Origin of the sequence: Brachybacterium sp. EE-P12 (genome assembly GCF_003711805.1) — a bacterium.
Lineage (GTDB): Bacteria > Actinomycetota > Actinomycetes > Actinomycetales > Dermabacteraceae > Brachybacterium.
Map to the genome: position 1 here is coordinate 122422 of NZ_QXCP01000012.1, position 20884 is coordinate 143305.

Below are 20884 nucleotides of genomic sequence, written 5' to 3' on the forward strand. Positions count from 1 at the left end.
CCGCACCCCTGGTCAGCGTGCCGGGAGGTGCAGCACGGGCACCGCTGCGAGCCCCGTCGCGACGCCGTCCAGCAGAAGGTCGAGCTCCTGGGGCTGGAACCGCTCGCCGTAGGTCGCGTGCGCCACGGCGACATCGCGGGCGGCGGGCATGGCGTTCTCCGGGGCGGCGGCCGCGGGCGCGGTCGTGCCCAGCACCCGCAGCGTGAGCCGGGAGGTGCCGGCCGAGATCCGTCCTGTGAGGTCGAGGCGGTACGGCGGGCTCCACAGCATCCCCGCCCCGTGCCCGTCGATCTCGACGATCGCGACCTCCCGGACCGGCGCATCCAGCAGCGCGCGATAGCCGCTGCCCGCTCCGAGCTCTTCGTGGGGAGTGCCCTCGCCGAGGTCGAGCAGCAGCGGGCCCGCCGCCTCCCGCTCGTCGAGGGTCACCGTGGTCTCCAGCACCAGCGGGCGCAGGTCCGCGGCCTCCGTCCCGACCAGCAGGTGCGGGAGCGTGACGGGGCGCGGCTCCTCCCCCTCCCGGGCGACGCTCCACGGCCCGTCCAGAGGCCGGGCGACGGTGCGGGGCGGCGCCGCGTCGTGCAGGTCGGCGAGCGCCTCGTCATGGGCGAGGAGCAGGCGCGACTCGTAGGGGGCGAGGGCGAGCGAACCGCCGACCGGGTCGAGCGCCTGGCGGGCGCCGGTCGCCGGGTCGTGGACACTCAGCCCGGCGCGTGGCCGACGGGGTGCGAGGGACAGCTCGAGGGGTGTGGGCCCGGTGTTTCCCAGCAGGAACAGTTCACCGTCGACGAGGCGGCGGCACACCACGCCCACCTGCCCGCGATCTCCCTCGAGCAGCATCGGCGGCAGTGCGACCGCGTCCAGCGCCGCGGCGAGGGGATTCGCACCTCCCCCGTCGCTCGCCGCGGGTCCCGCAGCCCTTCCGGCGGCGGAGGTGGCGTCCCCGTCGTGGGCCGTCGGCAGCGCGCCGGCCATCGAGAGGGTCGCGTGGTCCACGAGCCGCCCTGCGTCCACGAGCGTCTCCGGCATCGACACCGCGATCCCGGCCGGGTATGCCGGGGACTCCACGGCGAGGACCGTGCCGCCCGCGGCCCGCACCCGGTCCAGCCAGGCCGCGGCGGCGGCCGGCAGCCGGGTGACCCGGGGCAGCACCACGAGCGGATAGGCGGCGGGGTCGAGGGTCTCGAGGATGTCATCGTCGACGAGGTCGAGGTCGTAGCCGGCGCGGCGGATCGCGGCGGGGAGCGCCTCGCCCACATGCGCACGGCAGGCGCGCCACAGGTCGTGGCCCCCTCCCTGGGCGGCGCGGACGTCGGCGTAGGGGAGGTAGAGCGCGACGTCCGCGCCCGGCTCCCCGAGGCGCAGCGCGGCGCAGAGCCGGGCGAGCCGCGCGGTGAGCTCGGGCATCGCGGGCCACCAGGCGTTGCGGTCGTCCAGCGCGCCGGCGGCGTAGAACGTCCAGCCGAGCCCCTCGACGTCGGGGGCGGTGTAGGGCCAGCCGTGGCCGACGAAGTGCGTGATCCCGAGCAGCAGGTGCTCATGCGCCTCGGCCAGCAGGTCCAGCGGCGTGGCGCGGAAGGACGGGGAGTGCACCCAGGTCCACACCTCGCTGGAGACCACGTCGCGGCGGTCGTGGTGGGCGGCGGAGGAGGCCCAGCGCGACTGGGTCAGCGCGGTCCAGCCCGCCCCCTCCCCCTCGATCAGATGCGCGCCCCGCTGCGCCGCGAGCGTGATCGGCGGCTCGCCGTAGCCCTGGAGCCGGAAGCGCACCCCGTGCTCCTCCGCCCACTGCCGGCAGGTCGCGACGAAGCCCTCCTCGACGAGCACCGAGAGGGTGCGTCCGTAGTCCTCGCGCACCTGCTCCGCGCCCGGCGCGTCGACCTCCAGCAGGTGCAGCACGTCCCGCAGCTCGTAGCTGTGCAGCGCGGCGAAGCGCTCGGGCAGGCGCGGCGTCCAGCCCGCCCGGTACACCTCGAGGCTGTCGCTGAAGACGGAGCCGAGCAGCGCGGCAGGGACCGCCTCGAGCACGGCCCCGCCGACGACGTCGAGGTGGTGACGCACGGCGTCGGCGTCGAGGTGGTCCACGACCGGTCCCTCCGCCCCGGCGGCGGCGCGCTTGACCTGCTGGCCCGTGGTGCGCGACCAGGCGATCAGCACGGTGCGGGGCCCGCGCCCGGCGGGGATCCGCAATCGGCCGTCCTCGAGGTGCAGCCGCTGCCATCCCGAGGGCGGCAGCCCCTCCCCCAGGTGCACGGTCACGAGCTCGTCCCCCGGCCAGGACGGGCGCAGCTCGAGCTCGAGCGGCTCCGGGCCCATGTCGCGCCGCTCCCAGTGCAGGCGGCGGGCGGCGTGCTCGTCCCCGATGTGCGCGCCGCCGTAGGACCAGCCGCTGCCGAGGGTGACGTCCAGGCGCAGGCCGAGCTCGCGGGCGCGCTCGGCGGCGTGGCGGAGATGGCCGAGCACCTCGCCGGAGAGATACTCCGGAGCACCCTCGCGCAGCGGGTAGACCAGCGCCACCTCGGCCCCGCCGAGCCCGGCCGCTGCCATCGCGGCGAGCTCGCGGTCGATCTCGCCCCGGTCGAGATCGGGTCCGAACCACCACCAGCGCATCATCGGGCGCGCCGCCGGATCGGGGTCGGCGAGCGCGTCGAGGACCTGCTGGACGGTGTGGGTGCTCATGGTGCCTTTCGAGGTCGTGCAGCCGGTGCGGTTCGCGTTCCGGCTTTCTGCGAGGCGTCGGGGAGAGCCGAGCCGGGAGGGTGGAGTCGGATCCTCAGCCGAGGAGGCCGGGTGCCTCGTCGACGACGGCCTGGGCGGCATCGGCCGGTGAGCTGCGCGCGAAGAGCACGTCCTCGGCACGTCGGGCGATCCCGTCGTCGACCGCGCCGCCGCCGGGCGGGGTCAGCGGAGGCGGGTCCCCGAGCTCGTCGGCGATCGCCTCGATGAAGTCGACCGCCTTGCGATCGGAGTCGGTGAGGTCCTCCCGGATGGCGTCGCGGACCTCGAGGTTCGCCGGCACGCCGCGCTCGGCCAGCAGGATCTTCCCGGCGTCGGGGCTGTTGACCATCCAGTCGACGAAGGCGGCGGCGGCCTCCGGGTTCTGCGCGGTCGCCGCGACGGAGAAGTACATCGAGGCCTTGTACCAGAGCCCCGCCTCGTCGGCGGAGCCGGCGTGGGAGGGCATGCGCAGCACCTCCACCGTGCCGTCGAGGGCGCTGTCGAGGGTGACGGCCTGGTTCGACCACTGGGCCTGCAGCCCGCAGCGGCCGACGGCGAAGAGTGACTGGTCGACGGTCTGCCCGGCCTCCTCGACGGCGACCGACGCCTCGGGAGAGGCGCCGCTGTCCTGCAGGCGGAGCGTGAACTCCCACCACTGGGCGAGCTGCTCCGCGGTGAAGCCGATGTCGCCGTCGGCGCTGAACCGCTCGGCGCCGAGCTGCCGGAGGAACACGGCCAGCGGCGGACCGCCTGCGGCTCCGAACTGCTGCACGCCGAAGGTGCCCTCCGCGGTGCTCTCGGAGATGCGGGTCGCGATGTCGACCAGGTCGTCCCAGGTCCAGGTGGTGTCGTCCGGCATCTCCACCCCGGCCTCCTCGAACACCGCGGGGTTGGCCAGGAGCACGGGCGCGTTGATCCCCGCGTTCAGCGCGAAGAGCCCGCCGTCCACGCGCCCCGCCTCGAGCGCCGCGGGGTCGATGCCCGCGGTGTCGATGGAGGTCTCGGCGAGGTCCGCGAGGATCCCGCGGCTCGAGTACTCCGCGAGATACCCCTCGTCCATCTGCAGGATGTCCGGGGCGTCGCCGCCGGCCACCTGGGTCGCGATCTTGTCCCAGTAGCCGCTCCAGTCGCCGGGCTCTGCCGAGATCGTCACCTCGGGGGCCACGTCCTCGTAGGCGGAGAGCGCTTCGCGGGTGAGCTCGTCGCGGGTCGCGTTGCCCCACCACGCGAAGCGCAGCGCTCCTCCTGCCTCGTCGTCGCCTCCGGCTCCGCCGGGGGCGTTGGGCCCGCAGGAGGAGAGGGCGAGCAGGGCCAGCGGGGCGCCGAGGACCGCCCGTCGGGCGGGGCGGGAGGCGATGGGGAGGGGCATGGCGATCTCCTTCGATCGTGGTGCGCAGCGGTGCCGACGAGTGCCACCCTAGACGTGAGTTTGAAACGTGTAAACGCTTGCCGAGCATCGTTGTCGCAGGTCTGCGCTCCGGACGATTCTCGAGGGCGCGTGGATGACCCCTGCGGTGCTGAGCCGTTTCATCGGGAGGTGGCGACCCGTTTCCTCCGGACGCGGCGACCCGCTGCTCCGAGGGGTCCTCAGCTCTGGCCCAGCGTCGACTCCCGCTCCACGAGCGTGGGCCGGAAGGCGACGTGCCGTCGCGGCGCACTGGGGTCGGCGATCTCCTCCTCCAGCAGGGCCAGCGCCGTGCGGCCCATGAGGTCGGCGGGCTGGGAGACCGAGGTCAGGGGCACCACCGTCGAGCGGGCGAAGGCGATGTCGTCGTAGCCCACCAGCGCGATCTCCTCGGGCACGGCGACCTGGTGGCGGAAGGCGAAGGCCTGCAGCGCCCCGACGGCGAGCAGGTCGTTGACGCAGAACAGCGCGTCGGGCCGCTCGGTGCGGGAGCGGGCGACGACTGCCTCGCCGGCGGCGCGGCCGGCGAGGACGGTCAGCGCCTCCGCCTCGATCACCTCGAGGGAGGCGCCGGCGGACTCGGCGGCGGCACGGGCACCGCGCAGACGCTCGGCGACCTGGCGCAGGTCCTGCCGGGCGGCGATGACCCCGATGCGGCGTCGGCCCAGCTCGGCCAGGTGGCGCACCGCGATCTCGCCGCCGGCGAAGTCGTCGACGCTCACCGAGGAGCCGCCGGTGGAGGCGCGCTCCCGCTCGACGAGGACGACGGGGGTGCCGCGCTCGCGGATCTGCTCGATGAGCTCCTCGGCCGCCCCGGTCGAGGCGAGCAGGATCCCCCGCACCCGCTGCTCCTCGAAGAGGGAGAGGTAGAGGCGCTCGCGCTGCTCGCGGTTGCCGGAGCTGCCGGAGATCACGGCGAGGGAGGACGCCTCCGCCGCGGCCTCGACCCCGCCCACGAGCTGGGAGTAGAAGGGGTTGCCCATGTCCAGCACGATGGTGCCCACGGTCGAGGAGCGGCCGAGCTTGAGCTGGCGCGCGGCGTCGTTGCGGACGTAGCCGAGGCTGCGGATCGCCGCGAGCACGCGGTCCCGCCGCTCGGGGGAGACGATGTCGGGACGGTTCAGCACGTTGGAGACGGTGCCGATCGACACCCCGGCCTCCCGTGCCACGTCCTTGATGCTCGCGGCGCTCCGTGCCATCGACTGCTCCCTCCTGCCTCGCACCTGCCGCCCGGGCCGCGGGCCGACGCAGGTCACCACACTCTAGCGGCGCGCCCATGGTCCGGCGCCTGCGGCCCGGCGACGGCCTCCGTCGGCGCGGCCTGCTCCTGCGTCGGCGCGGCCTGCTCCTCCGCGCGGTCGGACACGGCGAGCAGGCCCCCACCCGCACCGCGGCGCCGCGCGGTGGAGTCGCGGGGCACGAAGCGGGTCTCGAGGCGTTGCTCGGTGACCGCGCCGGCGGGCGCGACGAGCGCGTCGATGCCGAGCGCGCCGATGCGGAGGCGGGGCACCCGCACGGTGCTCAGCGCCGGGCTGGACACGGCCGCGTACTCGATGTCGTCCCAGCCCACTACGGAGATGTCGGCCGGGACGGAGAAGCCGAGCGCGTGCAGCCCGGAGATCAGCCCGATCGCCATGACGTCGTTGTAGGCCAGCGCCGCGCTCAGCTCGTGCAGCAGCAGCGGCTCGGCCGCGGAGCTGCCGCCCTGGATGCTGGGCGGGAAGTGGCCGATGTCCACGATCTCGACGTCGAGCTCGGCGCCGACCTGCGCGAGGGCGTCGCGCCGCTCGGCCTCGGAGCGGCTCGTGCGCGGACCGCTGACGCAGCCGATCCGGCGATGGCCGAGCGCGGCCAGGTGGCGCACTGCGGATCTCACCCCGCTGAGCGCGTCGAAGGAGACGGCGGACAGGTCCCGGTGACGGCGGTTGACCAGGCACAGCCGGGTCAGCCCCGCGGCCTCCTCGAGGTCGCTCTCGCTCATCCGGCTCGAGCACAGCAGGATCCCGTCGACCTGCGGGGCGAGGGTCTGCACGAGCGGCAGCTCGCCGTCGGGCGTCTCCTCCGCATCGGCCAGCAGCAGATGCATCCCGTGCTCGCGGGCCCTAGCCTGGGCGCCCTTGAGCAGCGCCGGATAGAAGGGGTTCAGCAGGTCGGGGACGATCACGCCGAGGGCGCCGCTGCTGCCCGGGGCGAGCTCCCGCGGGGCGCGGGAGGGACGGTAGCCGAGCTGGAGGGAGATCTCCTGGATCCGGTCGCGGGCATCCTCGCTGACCATCTCGGGGCGGCTGAGGGCGCGGGAGACCGTCGCGACCGACACCCCTGCCTGCTCCGCGACGTCCCGCAGCGTCACCCGCATGATGCCCCCGCCCTCCCGTGCTCCTGGTGTCCCTGCCGTCGCCCGCCTCAGGCCACGCCGATCCCCTCGGCGACCGTGCGCTCCTGCGCCGCGGCGGCGAAGGGGGCGAGGTGGCGGCCGATGTGGGCGGCAAGGACCTCGGTGTACTCGGCGTGGTGCGCCTCGAGCACGGTGCGCAGCCGCTCCCCGATCAGGGTGCCGTCCGCGTCGGTCGCGGTGAGGGAGTCCCCGTAGCCGACGTGGAGGATCTGGCGCGAGTCGGGGGCGGCGATGAGCGCCGCGAGATCGACCCCGTCGAGCGTCTCGGGGGTGCGGTCCTCGTGGGCGGAGACCTGGTAGGAGGCACGGGAGCGGGCGTAGGCCGCTCGCGAGATGTCCCAGATCAGGGCCAGCAGCTCGGGGTCGTGGCGGGCGAGGACCTCGAGGGCGCACAGATAGCTGGTGCCGGAGGTCTTCAGGTGCACGTGCCCCTGCGTCGCCTCGACGGCGAGGGGGTAGATGCTGAACTTGTCCGAGCCGGAGTGCAGGGAGATCTTGTACCCGCCGTGGAGGCGGGAGATCGCGTGGTGGGCGGTGAGGTTCTCGCGCAGCTCGTCCTCGTCGCCGAGGAAGTCCAGGCCCTTCTCGAAGCCGTCGACGTAGCGGGGGGCGAAGCTGAACCAGTCCACGCCCAGTCGGGCGAGCTCCCCGGCCATGTAGTGGTGCTCGACGAAGGTGGTCAGCCATGCGGTCTCGTCCACCGCGATCTCGGCCTCGACCTCGTGGCGGGCGCTGCTGCGCAGGTGGCGGTGGAGCCGCACCGTCTCGGCGACGGCCGCGCCGTACTTCACGGCGGCGGTGTCGATCGCCTCGCGGGTGATCTCGATCTGCCGGGTGCCGAGGTCGAGCACGGTGCCGACGTAGCGGGCGCGCAGCGCGTCGAGGTCGTCGCCGAGCGCGTCCCAGGGCACCTCGGCGAGCTGGGCCTCGGTGATCCCGCCGGTGACGTCCACGACGTGGTCGCCGGGGTCGAGGGTGAAGGTCACGAACCCGGCGGCCAGGCCGCGGTCGATGCCCTCGGTGGTCTTGATGTGGTCGCAGTCCGCGCCGTAGCCGCCGTCCCAGCCCTCCTCGAGACAGCCGAAGGTCGCCTCGTCCAGGACGGAGAGGGCCTCGCGGCCCAGGCGGTCCATCTCGCGGATCGACTGCTGGGCGAGCACGGGCGCGAGCCCGGCGCCCTGCTCGCGGAAGGCGCGGGCCTGCCCGGCGGTCGCGAGCCCCAGCCGGTCCCCGGTCCCGACGGAGGTGCGGGTGGCGCCGATCGGGCGGGGTCGCAGCACCTCGAAGGCCTCGCGCAGGGCGGCGGCGTTCGCGGACGAGAGCGGGCCGATCAGCAGGTGCTGGTCCCCGTCGGCGCGGGTCTCCCCCTCGAAGGGGGCGAGGTGGGCGGGATCGGCGGCGCGGACCTGGAGGGTGCTGCCGTCGGCGGAGCGGAGCACGTCCGCCTCGAGGTGGTCGGTGCTGAGGGTCATGAGCGGTTCTCCTCGTCAGGTGCGTCCCGGCCGTCGGCGCGGGATCCGGTGGTGGTCGTGGGGGCGGGCGCGGCGTCAGCCGGGTGCGCGGGGGTCGAAGGCTCCTGCGGCGCGGGGGCCGACGGGTGCCAGGTCGTGATCGCGTCCTCGCACGCCCAGGCGACGCCGTCGCGGCTGAACGGTGCGCCGGTCTCGAGCGCGGAGAGCAGGGCCTGCTCGATCCCGTGGACGACGGGCCGGGCGGCGTCCCCCTCGCCGTGCCAGGTGACGTGCTCGGACGAGATGGGGGCGGGGTCCGGGGCGGACTGGATCGCCTCGAGCACGGCGCTGAACGGCGCGGTCGCCGCCGCCGGGCACAGCAGCTCCACGGCGGGGTCGCGCACGTGGGCGAGGAGGTTCTCGACCAGGTCGGTGCGGGGGTGGCGGTCCTCGGTGACGGTGCCGTCGGCGTCGGTGCGGCGGGTGAGGTCCTCGGTGTAGTGCAGGCGCGCGGTGCCCTTCTCGCCGGTGATCTCGACCCAGGGCGGGCTCTGGTCGGGGGCGGTGGTGGTCAGGGCGCAGACCACCGACGGCCGGGGGCGTGCGGGATCCGTGACCGGGTCGATGCGCAGGAAGGTCGTGTCGTCGGCCTCGATGTCGTGGGCACGGCGCAGCTCGGTGGTGACAGACGCGATGTCGGCGAGCCGATCGATCCCGGCGATGACCAGGCCTGCGTGGACGCCGTGGGCGAGGGGGTTGGTGGCGACGCCGTCGGCGACCCGGTGGCCGTCCAGGCGTCGCCGGCCCGCCCAGCGCGAGCGGCGGTAGTAGGCGCGGTCGCGCGACCAGGCGCCGTACACGCGCACGGTCCCGATCTCGCCGAGCTCCCCGCTCGCGACGAGCTCGCGCAGCACGTCCACGCCCGCGCCGCCGCGGGCCTGGAAGCCGATCTGCACGGCCCGGCCCGCCGCCGCGGCGGCCGCCTCGAGCACGGCGTGATCGGCCAGCGAGGGCACGGGCGGCTTCTCGAGGTAGACGTGGGCGCCCGCGGCCAGGGCCTGCTGGGCCAGCGGCAGGTGCGTGTCGATCGGGGTCGCGATGATCACGACCTCGGGCGGGGCGTCCGCGCGGGAGGCGAGCAGGGAGTCGAGGTCGCGGTGCCAGAGCTCGGCGACCTCGGCGGGAGGCTCCTGCGGGTCGACCACGCCGATCAGCTCCGCGAGCCCGGCGGCGCGCAGGCGCTCGAGGTTCTCCAGGTGCACGCGGCCGAAGCCCCGCGCCCCGATCAGCGCGACCCGCACGGGCGTGGAGCGGGTCATCGGCGGACCGCCCCGGCGAGGTCCTCGCGGGCCGCGAGCGGCACGCCCATCGTCTCGGCGACGTCGACCGGCGCACCGGTCGCGAGCGAGACGTTCCCGCTGATCCCGACGGCGATCGCCCGCATCCCGTCGACGTGGTCGCTGGCGCGGCCGAGCGCGTCCTCGTCGGGACCGAGGAACACGTCGCGCAGCAGCAGCGCGTCGCCGCCGCCGTGCCCGCCCTCCCCGGCCCGGATCTCGACCTCGCGGGCGGGCGCGAAGTGCCGCTGGACCACGAGATGCTCGCCGCGCTCGCGCACGCCGGCGTCCGCGGTGGTGACCGCGACGGCGCTCGGGTCCACGTGGGCGGAGGCGTCCTCGGCCGTCGGGGGCACCACCTCGGCCCGCTCGACGACCTCGAGCTCGGCGCGTCCGGCGGTGCCGTTGACGGCGACCCGGTAGCCCTCCCACGGGCTGTGGGCGTTGAGAGCGTAGGTGAGCACGGGGCCGCGCGCGTAGTCGACGATCGCGGTGAGGTTGTCCTCGATGGTGATGCCCGGATCGAAGACGGAGCGGTCGCGCAGGTAGCCGTCGTGCTTCTCGGCCTCGAGGTAGAGCGCCTCGAGCCGCTCGTCCGAGCGGAGGTCGAGCTCGAAGGGGTCGTGGGGGCCGTCGTGGGTGCCGCGGCCGGGCAGGGCGGCCTGCCCACGACGGGCGGCGGCGTCCTCGCCGTAGAACCGCAGCCCTCCGCGGGCGTAGACGCGGGCAGGGACGTCGTCGATCCACCAGTTCACGAGGTCGAAGTGGTGCGCGGCCTTGTGGACGAACAGGCCTCCGCTGTTGGCCTTCTCGCGGTGCCAGCGGCGGAAGTAGTCCGCGCCGTGCTGGGTGTCCAGCACCCATTCGAAGACGACCGAGACCACCTCGCCGATCTCGCCGGAGGCGATGACCTCCTTCAGCGCCGTGTTGCGGGGGCTGTAGCGGTAGTTGAAGGTCACCACGACGGAGCGCCCCGTGCGGTCGATCGCGTCCTGGATGCGCCGGGCGCTGTCCGCGTCGATCGTCAGCGGCTTCTCGACGACGACGTCGGCGCCGGCGTCGAGTGCGCGCACCACGTGCTCGGCGTGGAGGCGGTCCATGCTCGTGACGATCACCCGGTCCACGCGCTGCTCGGCGATCACCTGCTCGAGCCGGTCGGGGCTCTCCAGGAGCACGTCCGCGAAGGCGGGGACCCGGTCCCGGTGGAAGGCGAGCCGGGCGGGGTTGACGTCCAGCATCGCGACCAGCTGGGCGACGTCGGCGTGCGGGCCGGCGATCGCGTCGAGGTACATCTGGGCGCGGTGCCCCGAGCCGATCAGGGCGTAACGGGTGGTCATGTCTCTCCTGTGTCGAACGGTGTGCTGCATCTGCGTGGTGCTGGGGGTCGTGCCGTGGTGCTGGGGGCCGTGCCGTCGCCCCGCCCCGCCCCCGGCCTCTTGCGCGAAGGTGCGATTCTGAACCGTTCTCGGGTCGGAAGCGGTTCAGATCGGCGCATTCCCGCCGGTGGTGGGGGCGAGGCTCGGCCCGCTACTTGATGCCGGTGGTGGCGAAGCCCTTGATGAGGAACCGCTGCCCGAAGAGGAACACCAGGAACAGCGGGATCAGCGAGACGACGGACATCGCGAACATCGCGCCCCAGTCCGAGGAGCCCTGGGTGTCCAGGAACGACTTCAGCGCCAGCGGCACCGTGAAGTTCTCGGGCGAGGTGAGGTAGATGAGCGAGCCGAAGAAGTCGTTCCACATCCACATGAAGGTGAAGATCGTCGTGGTCGCGAGCGCCGGGAGCATGAGCGGCAGGATCACCTGGAAGAAGATCCGGAAATGCCCGCAGCCGTCGATCCGAGCGGCCTCGTCGAGCTCCCGCGGGATCCCGCGGATGAACTGGACCATGAGGAACACGAAGAACGCGTCGGTCGCGAGGAACTTCGGCAGGATGAGCGGCAGCATCGTGTTCACCCAGCCGGTCTGGGAGAAGATGATGTACTGCGGCACGATCACCACGTGGATCGGCAGCATGAGCGTCATGAGCATGACCGCGAACGCGATGTTGCGACCCCAGAACTTCAGCCGGGCGAAGGCGTAGGCGGTCAGCGAGCAGGCGATCAGGTTGCCGATCACGCAGCCCAGCACCAGCAGCGTCGAGTTGATCAGGTAGTGGCTGAACGGCTGCGCCAGCGATTCCCAGCCCCGCTCGTAGTTCGAGAAGTCCAGGCTGATCGGGAGCAGCGAGGGGTTGCGGAAGATCTCGTCATTGGGTCGCAGCGAGGAGACGACCATCCACAGCAGCGGGTAGATCATCACGATGCTCGCCAGGATCATCACGACGTGCCGGAGGGTCCGTCGGCCCATCTGACGCGGGCGATGCTTGCGGGGCGATGCCGTCCCCGAGGTGGAGGCACCTCTGCCCGGGGCCTGCGCGGTCCCATCTGCGGCGGTGGAGGTGAGCTGGAGATCAGTCATCGTAGAACACCCAGAACTTGGAGACGAAGAAGTTGATGGCGGTGAAGATCGCGACGATGATCAGCAGCAACCAGGCCATCGCGGACGCATATCCCATGTCGAACTGCGTGAAGCCCTTCTGGTACAGGTACAGCGTGTAGAACATCGTCGAGTCCGACGGGCCGCCCGTACCGCCCGAGACCACGAACGCCTGGGTGAAGGACTGGAAGGCGTTGATCACCTGCAGCACCACGTTGAAGAAGATGATCGGGGTGAGCAGCGGGATCGTGATCTTGAAGAACTGAGCGACCTTGGAGGCGCCGTCGACGCTCGCCGCCTCGTAGTACATCTCCGGGATCTGCCGCAGACCGGCCAGGAAGATGATCATCGGAGAGCCGAAGGTCCATATGTGCAGCAGGATGATCGTGCCCAGCGCCGTATCGGGGTTCGAGACCCAGCCGGGCAGGTCGTGGAAGCCGAACATCCCCGCGATCTGGTTGACCAGGCCGCTCGCGCCGAACATCTGCCGCCACAGGATCGCGATCGCGACCGAGCCGCCCAGCAGCGAGGGCAGGTAGAAGATCGAGCGGTAGAAGGACAGGCCCTTCATCCCCTGGTTCAGCAGCACCGCCAGCAGGAGCGCGACGATCAGCTGCAGCGGCGTGCCCACGAACACGTAGATGAACGTGACCACCAGCGAGTTGTGCAGCCGCGTGTCCGCGATCATGCGACGGATGTTCTCCAGCCCCACGAAATCCGGTGCGGCCAGCAGGCTGTAGTCGGTGAATGCCAGGCCGAACGAGGCGATCATCGGGATCAGCGTGATCCCGAGGAAGCCCAGCAGCCAGGGCGTCATGAACGCGAGCCCGACCTTGTTGTCGGGGTGCTTCTCCTTCGGTCCGCCCTTCTTGCGGCTGGAGACGATGGAGGCGAGCTCGCCCACTGCACTCATAGGCTCTTCCCTTCTCGATAGGTGCCCTCCGGGCCGACGCGGCGGCGCCCGCCGGCCCGGGAGGGGCGCTGCCTGATCAGCCCAGCGCGCCGGCGAGGTCGTCGAGGACGCGCTGGCCGGCCTCGGCCGGGGTGAGCGTGCCGAAGAGCATGTCCTCGCAGGCGCGGGTGAGGATGTCCTCGAACTGGCCACCGCCCTGCGGGGTGATCTCAGGCGCCTCGCCGAGCTCCTCCTCGACCGCCTCGAGGTACTCGACGGCCTTGAGGTTCGCCTCGTCGAGGTCCGGCACGATCGCCTCGCGCACGGCGAGGTTGCCGGGCACGCCGCGCTCGACGGAGAGGATCTTCCCGGCCTCGGGAGAGTTCACGAGGAAGTCGACGAAAGCGACGGCGGCCTCGGGGTTCGCGCTCCTGGCGGAGACCGCCCAGTACATCGAGGCCTTGTACCAGAGCTGCGCGTCGGCGGCGGAGCCGGTCATCGACGGCGGGCGCAGCACGGTCACGCCCTCGGGCACGAGGACGTCATGGGCGACGACCTGGTTGGACCAGGCCACGGTCATCGCGACCTTCCCGGTGGCGAACAGGGACTGGTCCATCGCCTGGGCGGAGTCCTCGACGGAGACGCTCGCGGAGGGGCCGGCCTCGGAGTCCTGGATCTCCTTGGCCCATTCGAACCACTTCGTCGCGGTGTCGACGTCGAAGCCGGCCGCGCCGTCCTTGTACTGGTCCTGGCCGGCCTGGCGCAGGTACACCTGGAACAGTCCCTGGACGGAGCCCATCTGGGTCATCCCGTAGGTGCCGTCGGGGGTGTTCTCGGTGATCTTCACGGCCGTGTCGATCAGGTCGTCCCAGGTCCAGGTGGTGTCGTCCGGGATCTCGACCCCGGCCTCCTCGAACACGACGGGGTTGACGAGGAACGCGAAGGCGTTCAGGCCCGCGTTGATCGCGGCCAGGCCCACCTCGGGCAGCTCGCCCACCTCGACCGAGCCCTCCACGAAGTCGGCGGTGTCCAGGCCGGCACCTGCGAGGTCGAGCAGGGCGCCGCGCTGTCCGTACTCGGCGAGGTACTTCTCGTCCATCTGCACGATGTCGGGGAAGTCACCGCCGGCGGTCTGGGTGGCGAGCTTGTCCCAGTAGCCGCTCCACTCCCCCGGCTCGAGGGAGATGGTGACGTCGGGAGTGGACTCCTTGTAGGCCTCGACGACCTCCGTGGTGTTCTCGTCGCGGGTGGGGTTGCCCCACCAGGCCAGTCGCAGGGAGCCGGAGTCGGCGTCGCCGTCCCCTCCTCCGCTGCCGCCGCCGGAGGCGTTCGGCCCGCAGGCGACCAGGCCCGCGAGGCCGGGGACGGCGAGGCCGAGGGCGAGGGCTGTACGTCGGTCGATCATGAGATCTCCTTTGATCATCGTGCGTTCGGGGGACGGCGGTCGTGCGGTGACCGCCGTGGTCATCGCGCACAGGAGAAGCGGGGCCGGGCACCGCGACGTGGGGTTCGCGGGGTGATCCGTGAGGCGGCGAGCTGTCGCTCATCACCCGGGAGGGCGTGAAAGGTTTCATGCCCTTCCGGTTCCCCGCGGAGTGTGGATCATCTGGCGGTCCGATCCGCGTCCGTGGGGTGGATCACGTACAGGAAAGCGCTTGGCGGAGCGGATGTCAACCGCCCGTTGCAACTTTGCAACGCACTGATGCAAATCCGGTGGTCGGGTGCGGCGCCGGCGACCTCCGACGGCAGGACGTCCGGACAGCACGACAGCGGGGCGGGGACTCTCGGTCCCCGCCCCGCTGCGGCCGCCTGGCCGGTGCCCGTCAGCTCTCGACCGGCGTGATGTCCCCGCGGAACATCTTCAGGATGACGAAGTTGTCCGCGTACGGTGCGTTCTCCAGGATCGGATCGTCCTCCGTCGGGAAGCCCTGCACGCGCACCCCCTCGAGGGCCGGGTTGTTCCCGTACCGCTCGAACAGCGGGATGATCGGCAGCAGCTCGTTGAAGGCGAGCGCCACGGTGGAGATGTTCTTCTTCTGCTCCTCCACGTCCAGACCCTCGCCGGAGGCGGTCACGAGCTCCTCGAGGTCCACGGTCCCGGCCGAGGTCTCCACGTCCTGCAGCGGGAAGCCGTACCCCTTGCCGCCCTGGTTCTTCGCGATCGGGATGTTGTGCAGGAACAGATCCGTGATGAAGGAGAAGTGCGGATGGGGGTGCGTGGAGGAGCCCCAGGCCTGGATCGCCATCTCGAAGTCGCCCTTGTCGATGTCGATCGGCGCCTGCTTGTCGTCGAGACCGCGAGCGGTGACGTCGATGCCGAAGGCGCTGAGCTGCTCGGCGACGCTCTTCCCGGCCGCGGACCAGTCCGCATACGTCTGCGGGAACTGGATCTCATAGGCGGCGGCCTTGCCCTCCGGGGTGGACCACGAGCCGCCGGACTTCGTCCATCCGGCCTCCTCGAGCAGGGAGGTCGCCTTCGCCTCGTCCATCTCGTACTTCTCGATCTCGCCCTTGACCTCGTCGGTCAGCCACTCGTCGACGAAGTTGTCGGAGAAGCCGACCATGTTCTCGACCGCGACCCCGGACTCGGCCAGGGAGATCTGGCCGATCGTGGCCCGGTCCAGGAGGTAGGCGAAGGCCTGGCGCACGCGCACGTCGGCGAACTCCTCGAACCGGTCCTGGTTCAGGTACAGGGCCGGGCCCGAGTAGACCGGCGGGCGCAGGATCGTGTACCCGGCGGACTCGAAGGGCTTCTCCGAGGCGGGGGCGAAGCCGTGGGTCGCGTAGTCGACGTCCCCGGACTGCACCAGCGAGGTGACCTCGGTGGTCTCCCCGGCGTAGATCACGATGCTGTCGAAGGTGACCTTGTCCGCCCCGTAGCCGTCCGCGTTGCGGATCAGGGTGAGCTGGGTGTTGGTGATCGTGTCGTAGTCGAAGTCGTACGGGCCGGAGACGATCACGTTCTCGGGCTTGAAGGTCTGGAACTCGGTGCCCAGGTCCTCCCCGTCGCCCTCGTCCATGGTGCCGCCGGCGTCCACGATCGCCTTGGCCCGGTCCGCCCACTCGCCGTACTGCGCGGTGGAGAGGATGTTGCTCTTGAGCACGTAGCGCTCGAGCACGGCGGGCGGGTCCTCGAAGTTCACCACGACGGTCTGCTCGTCGGGGGCGTCCAGACCGGTGATGAAGTCCCAGGACGGCGCCCGCTGGATGAACTGCAGGTAGAAGGTGGTGAGGTAGTCCTGGGAGGTGAGCTTCGAGCCGTCGCTCCAGACGAGGTCGGGCTTGATCCTCACGGTGAGGGTGCCGGCCTCGGCGTCGAGCTCGTGGGACTCGGCGATGAGGTACTCCCACTCCTTGTCCGCCCAGAGCCACAGGGCCGACGGCGGGGTGAGGAGGTCGCGATAGGGCCCGTCGGCGAGGAGCACGGTGGGGACCCCGGCGTAGGGCTGGGCGGCGAAGTTGAAGTGCCCCTCGGGCGGGGGCAGGTAGGGCCAGGCGCCGTGGAAGGTGCCGCCGCTGCTGCCTCCGCCGTCGCCGCTGCCCTCGGGCTCGGCGGGGGCGCAGGCGGCCAGGGCGGCTCCGGCAGCGCCGGTCAGGCCCACGGCCTTCAGCAGGCCGCGTCGGCTCCAGGTGGTGTTCATGGTGTCTCCTCGAGGGTGGTGACGTCGTCGTCGGTGAGGTCGGTCATCGCGTCGGTGCGATGCCGTCGAGCAGCGAGCAGTCGCGCGGCGACGGCGCCGGCGACGGTGCCGAGGCCCAGCAGCAGGGCGAGCACGCTGACGATGCGCGCTGCGCTGCCGGACTCGGTGAACGGGAGCATGAGGGCCGCACCGACCCCCACGAAGCAGCCCAGGGACAGCAGCGCCCGGGACGCGGTCTCGATCATGGCCGGCCCCCTCCCGCGCCGGAGGCGGCCTCCGCAGGGGCCGCGGGGTCTGCGGGGTCGGTGACCACCATGCAGGCGACGTCCTGGCGTGCGCCGGGCGCCGGGAGCAGCTGCGGGACGGAGGCGCGGCAGCGGTCCTCGGCCAGCGGGCAGCGCGGGTGGAAGGTGCAGCCGGTCGGCAGTGCGGCGAGGCTCGGGATCTCGGCGCTGAGCAGGCCGCCTCCGGCCTTCTTGCGTGCGGCGAGCTCGGGATCGGGCTCGGGCACCGCCTCGAGCAGCGCCCTGGTGTAGGGGTGCTGGGGGTTCGCGATGATCTGCGGGGTGGGGCCCACCTCGACGATCCGTCCCAGGTACATCACCGCGGTGCGCCCCTCCCAGGCGAAGTACTTCGCCAGCGCCAGGTCGTGGGTGATGTAGATGAAGCCGACGCCATCCTCCTTCCGCAGCCGGGTGAACATGTTCAGCAGGCTCACGCGGATGGACACGTCGAGCATCGACGTGGACTCGTCGGCGATGAGCAGCTTCGGGGAGAGGGTGAGTCCGCGGGCGACGGAGACGCGCTGGCGCTGCCCGCCCGAGAGCTGGTGGGGGAACTTCGCGCTGTAGCTCTCCGGCGGGGTGAGGTCCACGGTGCTGAGCAGCTCGTCGACCCTCGCGTCGACGTCGGCGGCGCAGCGGGCCAGGCCGTGCCGGCGCAGCGGGATCGACAGCGTGCCGCGCACGGAGCGGATCGGGTTCAGGGAGGCGTAGGGGTCCTGGTGGATGTACTGCACGGCGCGGCGGTACTCGCGCCGCTCGGCACGGCTCATCTCGGCGAGGTCCCTGCCGCGATAGCGCACCGCGCCCGAGGAGGGCGCGGCGAGCCCGGCGGCAAGGCGCGCGGTGGTGGTCTTCCCGCTGCCGGACTCCCCGACCAGGCACAGCACCTCGCCCTGGTCGACGCTGAGGGACACCTCGGAGACCGCGGGCAGGTCCTCGCCCTTGACGTGGAAGACCTGCGAGGCGTGATCGAGCTCGATGAGCGGTGCAGCGGTTCCCGTGGTCTCAGGCACGCGCGATCACCTTCCGTTCGTGATGGACCTGGTCGTGGTGGATGCAGGCGGCGGCGTGGGTCATGTCGGCCGGGCGCTCGACGAGCGGGATCAGGGGCGGCTCCGCGGCGAGGCACTCGTCGGTCGCGAGCTCGCAGCGGGGCGCGAAGGCGCAGCCGGGCGGGAGGGTCGCGAGCGACGGCGGGGCACCGGGGATGGAGGCGAGCTCGGCGAGATCTCCGCTGACCGGCGGGACGGCGTTGATGAGCTTGGAGGTGTAGGGATGGCGGGGCGAGGAGAAGATGTCGGCGGTCGACCCGGTCTCGACCACGGTCCCGGCGTACATCGTGATCACGCGGTCGGCGAGCTCGGCGGCGAGCGCGAGGTCGTGGGAGATGAAGATCATCGCGAAGCCGAACTCCTCGCGCAGCTCGGCGAGCAGGTCGATCACGGTGCGCTGGGTGAGGATGTCCAGCGCCGTGGTGGGCTCGTCGAGCACGAGCAGCCGGGGATGCATCAGCAGGCCGGTGGCGATGAGGGCGCGCTGCTTCATCCCGCCGGAGAGCTCGTGCGGGTAGCTGCCCAGCACGCGACGGGGCTCGAGCCGCACGGAGCGCAGCGCCTCCGCGGAGCGCTCGTGGATCTCGCGTCGGCCCAGGCGCCCGGTGGCGTGGTCGCGGAGCGTGTCGGCCATCTGCGCGCCGACGGTGAGGACGGGGTTGAAGGCGTTCTGCGCGCCCTGGAACACCATCGCCGCCTCCGACCAGCGCCAGCGGCGCAGCTGGGCGGGGGTCATGTCGGTGACCTCGCGGGCGCGGCCGTCGTCGCCGGTGAAGGTGATCGAGCCGCCCGTGATCTCCCCGAGGGTGGGCAGCAGGCGCAGCAGGGCCAGGCCCAGCGTGGTCTTGCCGCAGCCGGACTCGCCCACGAGCGCGAGGGACGTCTCGGGGTGCAGGTCGAAGCTCACCCCGCGCAGCGCGCGGACGCTCTGGTCCCTGCCGGTGCGATAGGCGACCTCGAGGTCCTTCACGGACAGCACCGGCGCGGAGCGGGCATCGCGCGCGGGAGCGGGGGCGGGGGTGCGCGGGCTCGTGGGCATCAGCGGTCCCTCAGTCGGGGGTTGAGGATCTCCTCGAGGGTGCGGGTCAGGAGGATCAGACCCAGCTGGAGCAGCACGATCATCGTCACCGGCGCGATGATGTACGGCATCGCGTCGGGGTTGAACATCGCGCCCTTGGTCCACGCGTCGTTGATCATGATCCCCCAGTTGGTGCCGCGCTGCGGGGCGAGGCCGAGGAGGTACAGGCCCACCATCGCGTAGATCGCGTTGGTCACGGCGATGATGAAGTTGATGAGGATGTAGCTGGCCATGTTCGGCACGATCTCGCCGAACACGATCCGCACCCAGCCCACGTCCAGCAGCTGCGCCGCCTCGACGAACTCGCGCTCCTTGAGGGAGAGCACCTGGGCGCGGATCGAGCGCATGAGCACGGGCCAGCTGAGCACGCCGACGATGATCGCCAGCAGTGTGGGCGAGTCGAGCTTGTAGAACGCGCCCACGACGGCCAGCAGCACGATCTGCGGGACGGTCATGACGATGTCGGTCAGCTGCAGCATGAGCGCGTCGAAACGGCCCCCGAAGTAGCCGGCGAGGGAGCCGATCGCGACGGCGATCACGGTGGTGATGGTCGCGGCGAGGAACCCGACCATGAGCACGGTGCGCCCGCCGATGACCAGCAGGTGCAGGGTGTCCTTGCCGGCCCCCTCGAGGCCCAGCCAGTGGCGGGCGCTGGGCGCCTCCCAGGCGCGGGCCGGGTCGCCGGGCACGGAGGTCCCGATCAGCACCGGGCCGACGACGGACAGCAGCACGATCGCGAGCACCAGGCACAGGCCCACGAAGCCGGAGGTGCTGCGGGTCAGCTCGCCGAACAGGCGCCGCAGCGGGCTGACGGCGGAGCTGCGGGACGGGGTGGGGACGGCCTGCTCGGCGGGGACGGGGGACGAGGTCGCGGTCATGCCGCCCCTCCTTCGCCGAGGCGGATCCGCGGGTCGAGCGCGGCGTTGACGAGGTCGGCGCAGAGGTTCGCGAGCACGACGGTGATGGTCACGACCAGCAGCACCCCCTGGATCATCGGGTAGTCGCGGGTGTTGATCGACTCGAACAGCAGCAGCCCGACGCCCTCGTAGGAGAAGGTCTGCTCGACGAAGATCGCTCCCCCGACGATGAACCCTGCCTGGGTGGCGATCTGGGCGATCAGGGGCAGCAGCGCGTTGCGGCCGACGTAGTTGGTCTGGATCCGCGCGTCCTTCAGGCCCCGCGCCCGGGCCACGGTCACGTAGTCCTCGCCGAGGACCTGCGTGGTGGAGGCCTTCATGATCAGCGCCCAGGTGCCGACGGTGGTGAGGATGTAGGTGATCATCGGCAGCGTCGCGTGGTACCCGATGTCGGAGAGGAAGCGGATCGACAGCTCCGGGGACACCCCGGGGGAGACGTTGCCGCGCATTCGGGTGTAGTCGATGACGCCGAGCTGGACCGCGCCGACCACGACGATGAGGATCGCCAGGAGGTAGTTGGGGATGGCGTGGAAGCCGCTGCCGATGATCGAGACGGCGTGGTCGATGATCCCGCCGCGCCGGTAGGCCATGATCATGCCCAGCAGCAGCCCGACGGTGATCGAGATGATCAGCGCCAGGCCCACGCTGTAGAGGGTCCACGGGAGGTAGTGGGCGATCTTCTCGGTGACGGTCACGCCGGGCGTCGCGATCGAGGTGCCCATGTCGCCGCGCAGCAGCCCGGCGAGATAGTCGAGGTACTGACGCCACAGCGGCGTGGCGGGGTCGAAGCGGAAGTAGTTCTGCGCCTCCGCCGCGGCCTGCTCGTAACTCTTGCCGTACAGGGCGATCTGCTGGTTGATGTAGACGTCCACCGGATTGCCGGGCAGCAGGCGCACCATGAGGAACACCCCGGAGGCGACCACCCAGATCACGAAGGCGGAGCGCACCAGGCGCCGCAGGATGAAGGAGTGGTAGATCCGGTGCCCGAGCGACGTACCGGCGCGCCGGTCGGGGCGGTCGGGCGACCCGGTGCCCGGTGGGGCCTCGACGGTCACGGCATCTGCGGCCATGGGTCTCCTTCGTCAAGCAACGGTGCTCGCGACGAAACTGTAGCCAAGTGTGACCTGCTCCACATCGGACATTCGGCAACGATATGATCAAATCTGCGCGGCCCGACGTCGGACCGAGCAGTGCGACCATGCCGAGCCCACCTCCGCTCCGACGGGGCTCGGCCCA

At 71.9% G+C, this 20884-nt stretch carries 16 protein-coding genes; all 16 read right to left on the bottom strand.

Annotated elements, in window-relative coordinates:
• Positions 1-12 precede the first annotated feature (12 nt).
• Positions 13-2679 (bottom strand): glycosyl hydrolase, encoded by a 2667-nt coding sequence (locus D1648_RS16495; protein WP_122943682.1) that lies wholly within the window; start codon positions 2677-2679, stop codon positions 13-15.
• A gap of 94 nt (positions 2680-2773) precedes the next feature.
• Complete coding sequence (locus D1648_RS16500) at positions 2774-4087, bottom strand: ABC transporter substrate-binding protein (protein WP_122943683.1); 1314 nt, start codon at positions 4085-4087, stop codon at positions 2774-2776.
• 218 nt (positions 4088-4305) lie between these two features.
• The gene (locus D1648_RS16505; RefSeq protein ID WP_122943684.1) at positions 4306-5322 is read right to left on the bottom strand and encodes a LacI family DNA-binding transcriptional regulator; all 1017 of its coding nucleotides are present in this window, start codon (positions 5320-5322) and stop codon (positions 4306-4308) included.
• A 53-nt stretch (positions 5323-5375) separates the two neighbouring features.
• Entirely contained in the window at positions 5376-6479 is a 1104-nt protein-coding gene (locus D1648_RS16510) for a LacI family DNA-binding transcriptional regulator (RefSeq protein ID WP_122943685.1), read from the bottom strand.
• 47 nt (positions 6480-6526) lie between these two features.
• Positions 6527-7990 (bottom strand): tagaturonate epimerase family protein, encoded by a 1464-nt coding sequence (locus D1648_RS16515; RefSeq protein WP_122943686.1) that lies wholly within the window; start codon positions 7988-7990, stop codon positions 6527-6529.
• Positions 7987-9288: a Gfo/Idh/MocA family protein gene (locus D1648_RS16520; RefSeq protein ID WP_122943687.1), complete on the bottom strand. Its 1302-nt coding sequence runs from the start codon at positions 9286-9288 to the stop codon at positions 7987-7989. Before D1648_RS16520 ends, D1648_RS16515 begins: the two co-directional genes overlap by 4 nt.
• The gene (locus tag D1648_RS16525; protein WP_122943688.1) at positions 9285-10643 is read right to left on the bottom strand and encodes a Gfo/Idh/MocA family protein; all 1359 of its coding nucleotides are present in this window, start codon (positions 10641-10643) and stop codon (positions 9285-9287) included. The genes D1648_RS16520 and D1648_RS16525 overlap by 4 nt, the downstream gene beginning before the upstream one ends.
• 190 nt (positions 10644-10833) lie before the next feature.
• Positions 10834-11766 carry a carbohydrate ABC transporter permease gene (locus D1648_RS16530; RefSeq protein WP_122943689.1) on the bottom strand — a complete coding sequence of 311 codons (933 nt, stop codon included), beginning with the start codon at positions 11764-11766 and terminating at the stop codon, positions 10834-10836.
• Entirely contained in the window at positions 11759-12697 is a 939-nt protein-coding gene (locus tag D1648_RS16535; RefSeq protein WP_122943690.1) for a carbohydrate ABC transporter permease, read from the bottom strand. The genes D1648_RS16530 and D1648_RS16535 overlap by 8 nt, the downstream gene beginning before the upstream one ends.
• Before the next feature lie 76 nt (positions 12698-12773).
• Positions 12774-14081: an ABC transporter substrate-binding protein gene (locus D1648_RS16540; protein ID WP_122943691.1), complete on the bottom strand. Its 1308-nt coding sequence runs from the start codon at positions 14079-14081 to the stop codon at positions 12774-12776.
• Between the two features lie 418 nt (positions 14082-14499).
• Positions 14500-16317, bottom strand: coding sequence for an ABC transporter substrate-binding protein (locus tag D1648_RS16545; RefSeq protein ID WP_122943692.1), 1818 nt, complete (start codon positions 16315-16317; stop codon positions 14500-14502).
• Positions 16314-16562 (bottom strand): hypothetical protein, encoded by a 249-nt coding sequence (locus D1648_RS16550; protein WP_122943693.1) that lies wholly within the window; start codon positions 16560-16562, stop codon positions 16314-16316. Before D1648_RS16550 ends, D1648_RS16545 begins: the two co-directional genes overlap by 4 nt.
• Positions 16559-17614 (bottom strand): ABC transporter ATP-binding protein, encoded by a 1056-nt coding sequence (locus D1648_RS16555; RefSeq protein ID WP_122943694.1) that lies wholly within the window; start codon positions 17612-17614, stop codon positions 16559-16561. The genes D1648_RS16550 and D1648_RS16555 overlap by 4 nt, the downstream gene beginning before the upstream one ends.
• The gene (locus tag D1648_RS16560; protein ID WP_122943695.1) at positions 17607-18692 is read right to left on the bottom strand and encodes an ABC transporter ATP-binding protein; all 1086 of its coding nucleotides are present in this window, start codon (positions 18690-18692) and stop codon (positions 17607-17609) included. Before D1648_RS16560 ends, D1648_RS16555 begins: the two co-directional genes overlap by 8 nt.
• Complete coding sequence (locus tag D1648_RS16565) at positions 18692-19609, bottom strand: ABC transporter permease (RefSeq protein WP_122943696.1); 918 nt, start codon at positions 19607-19609, stop codon at positions 18692-18694. Before D1648_RS16565 ends, D1648_RS16560 begins: the two co-directional genes overlap by 1 nt.
• Entirely contained in the window at positions 19606-20718 is a 1113-nt protein-coding gene (locus tag D1648_RS16570; protein ID WP_122943697.1) for an ABC transporter permease, read from the bottom strand. The genes D1648_RS16565 and D1648_RS16570 overlap by 4 nt, the downstream gene beginning before the upstream one ends.
• Positions 20719-20884: the final 166 nt, after the last annotated feature.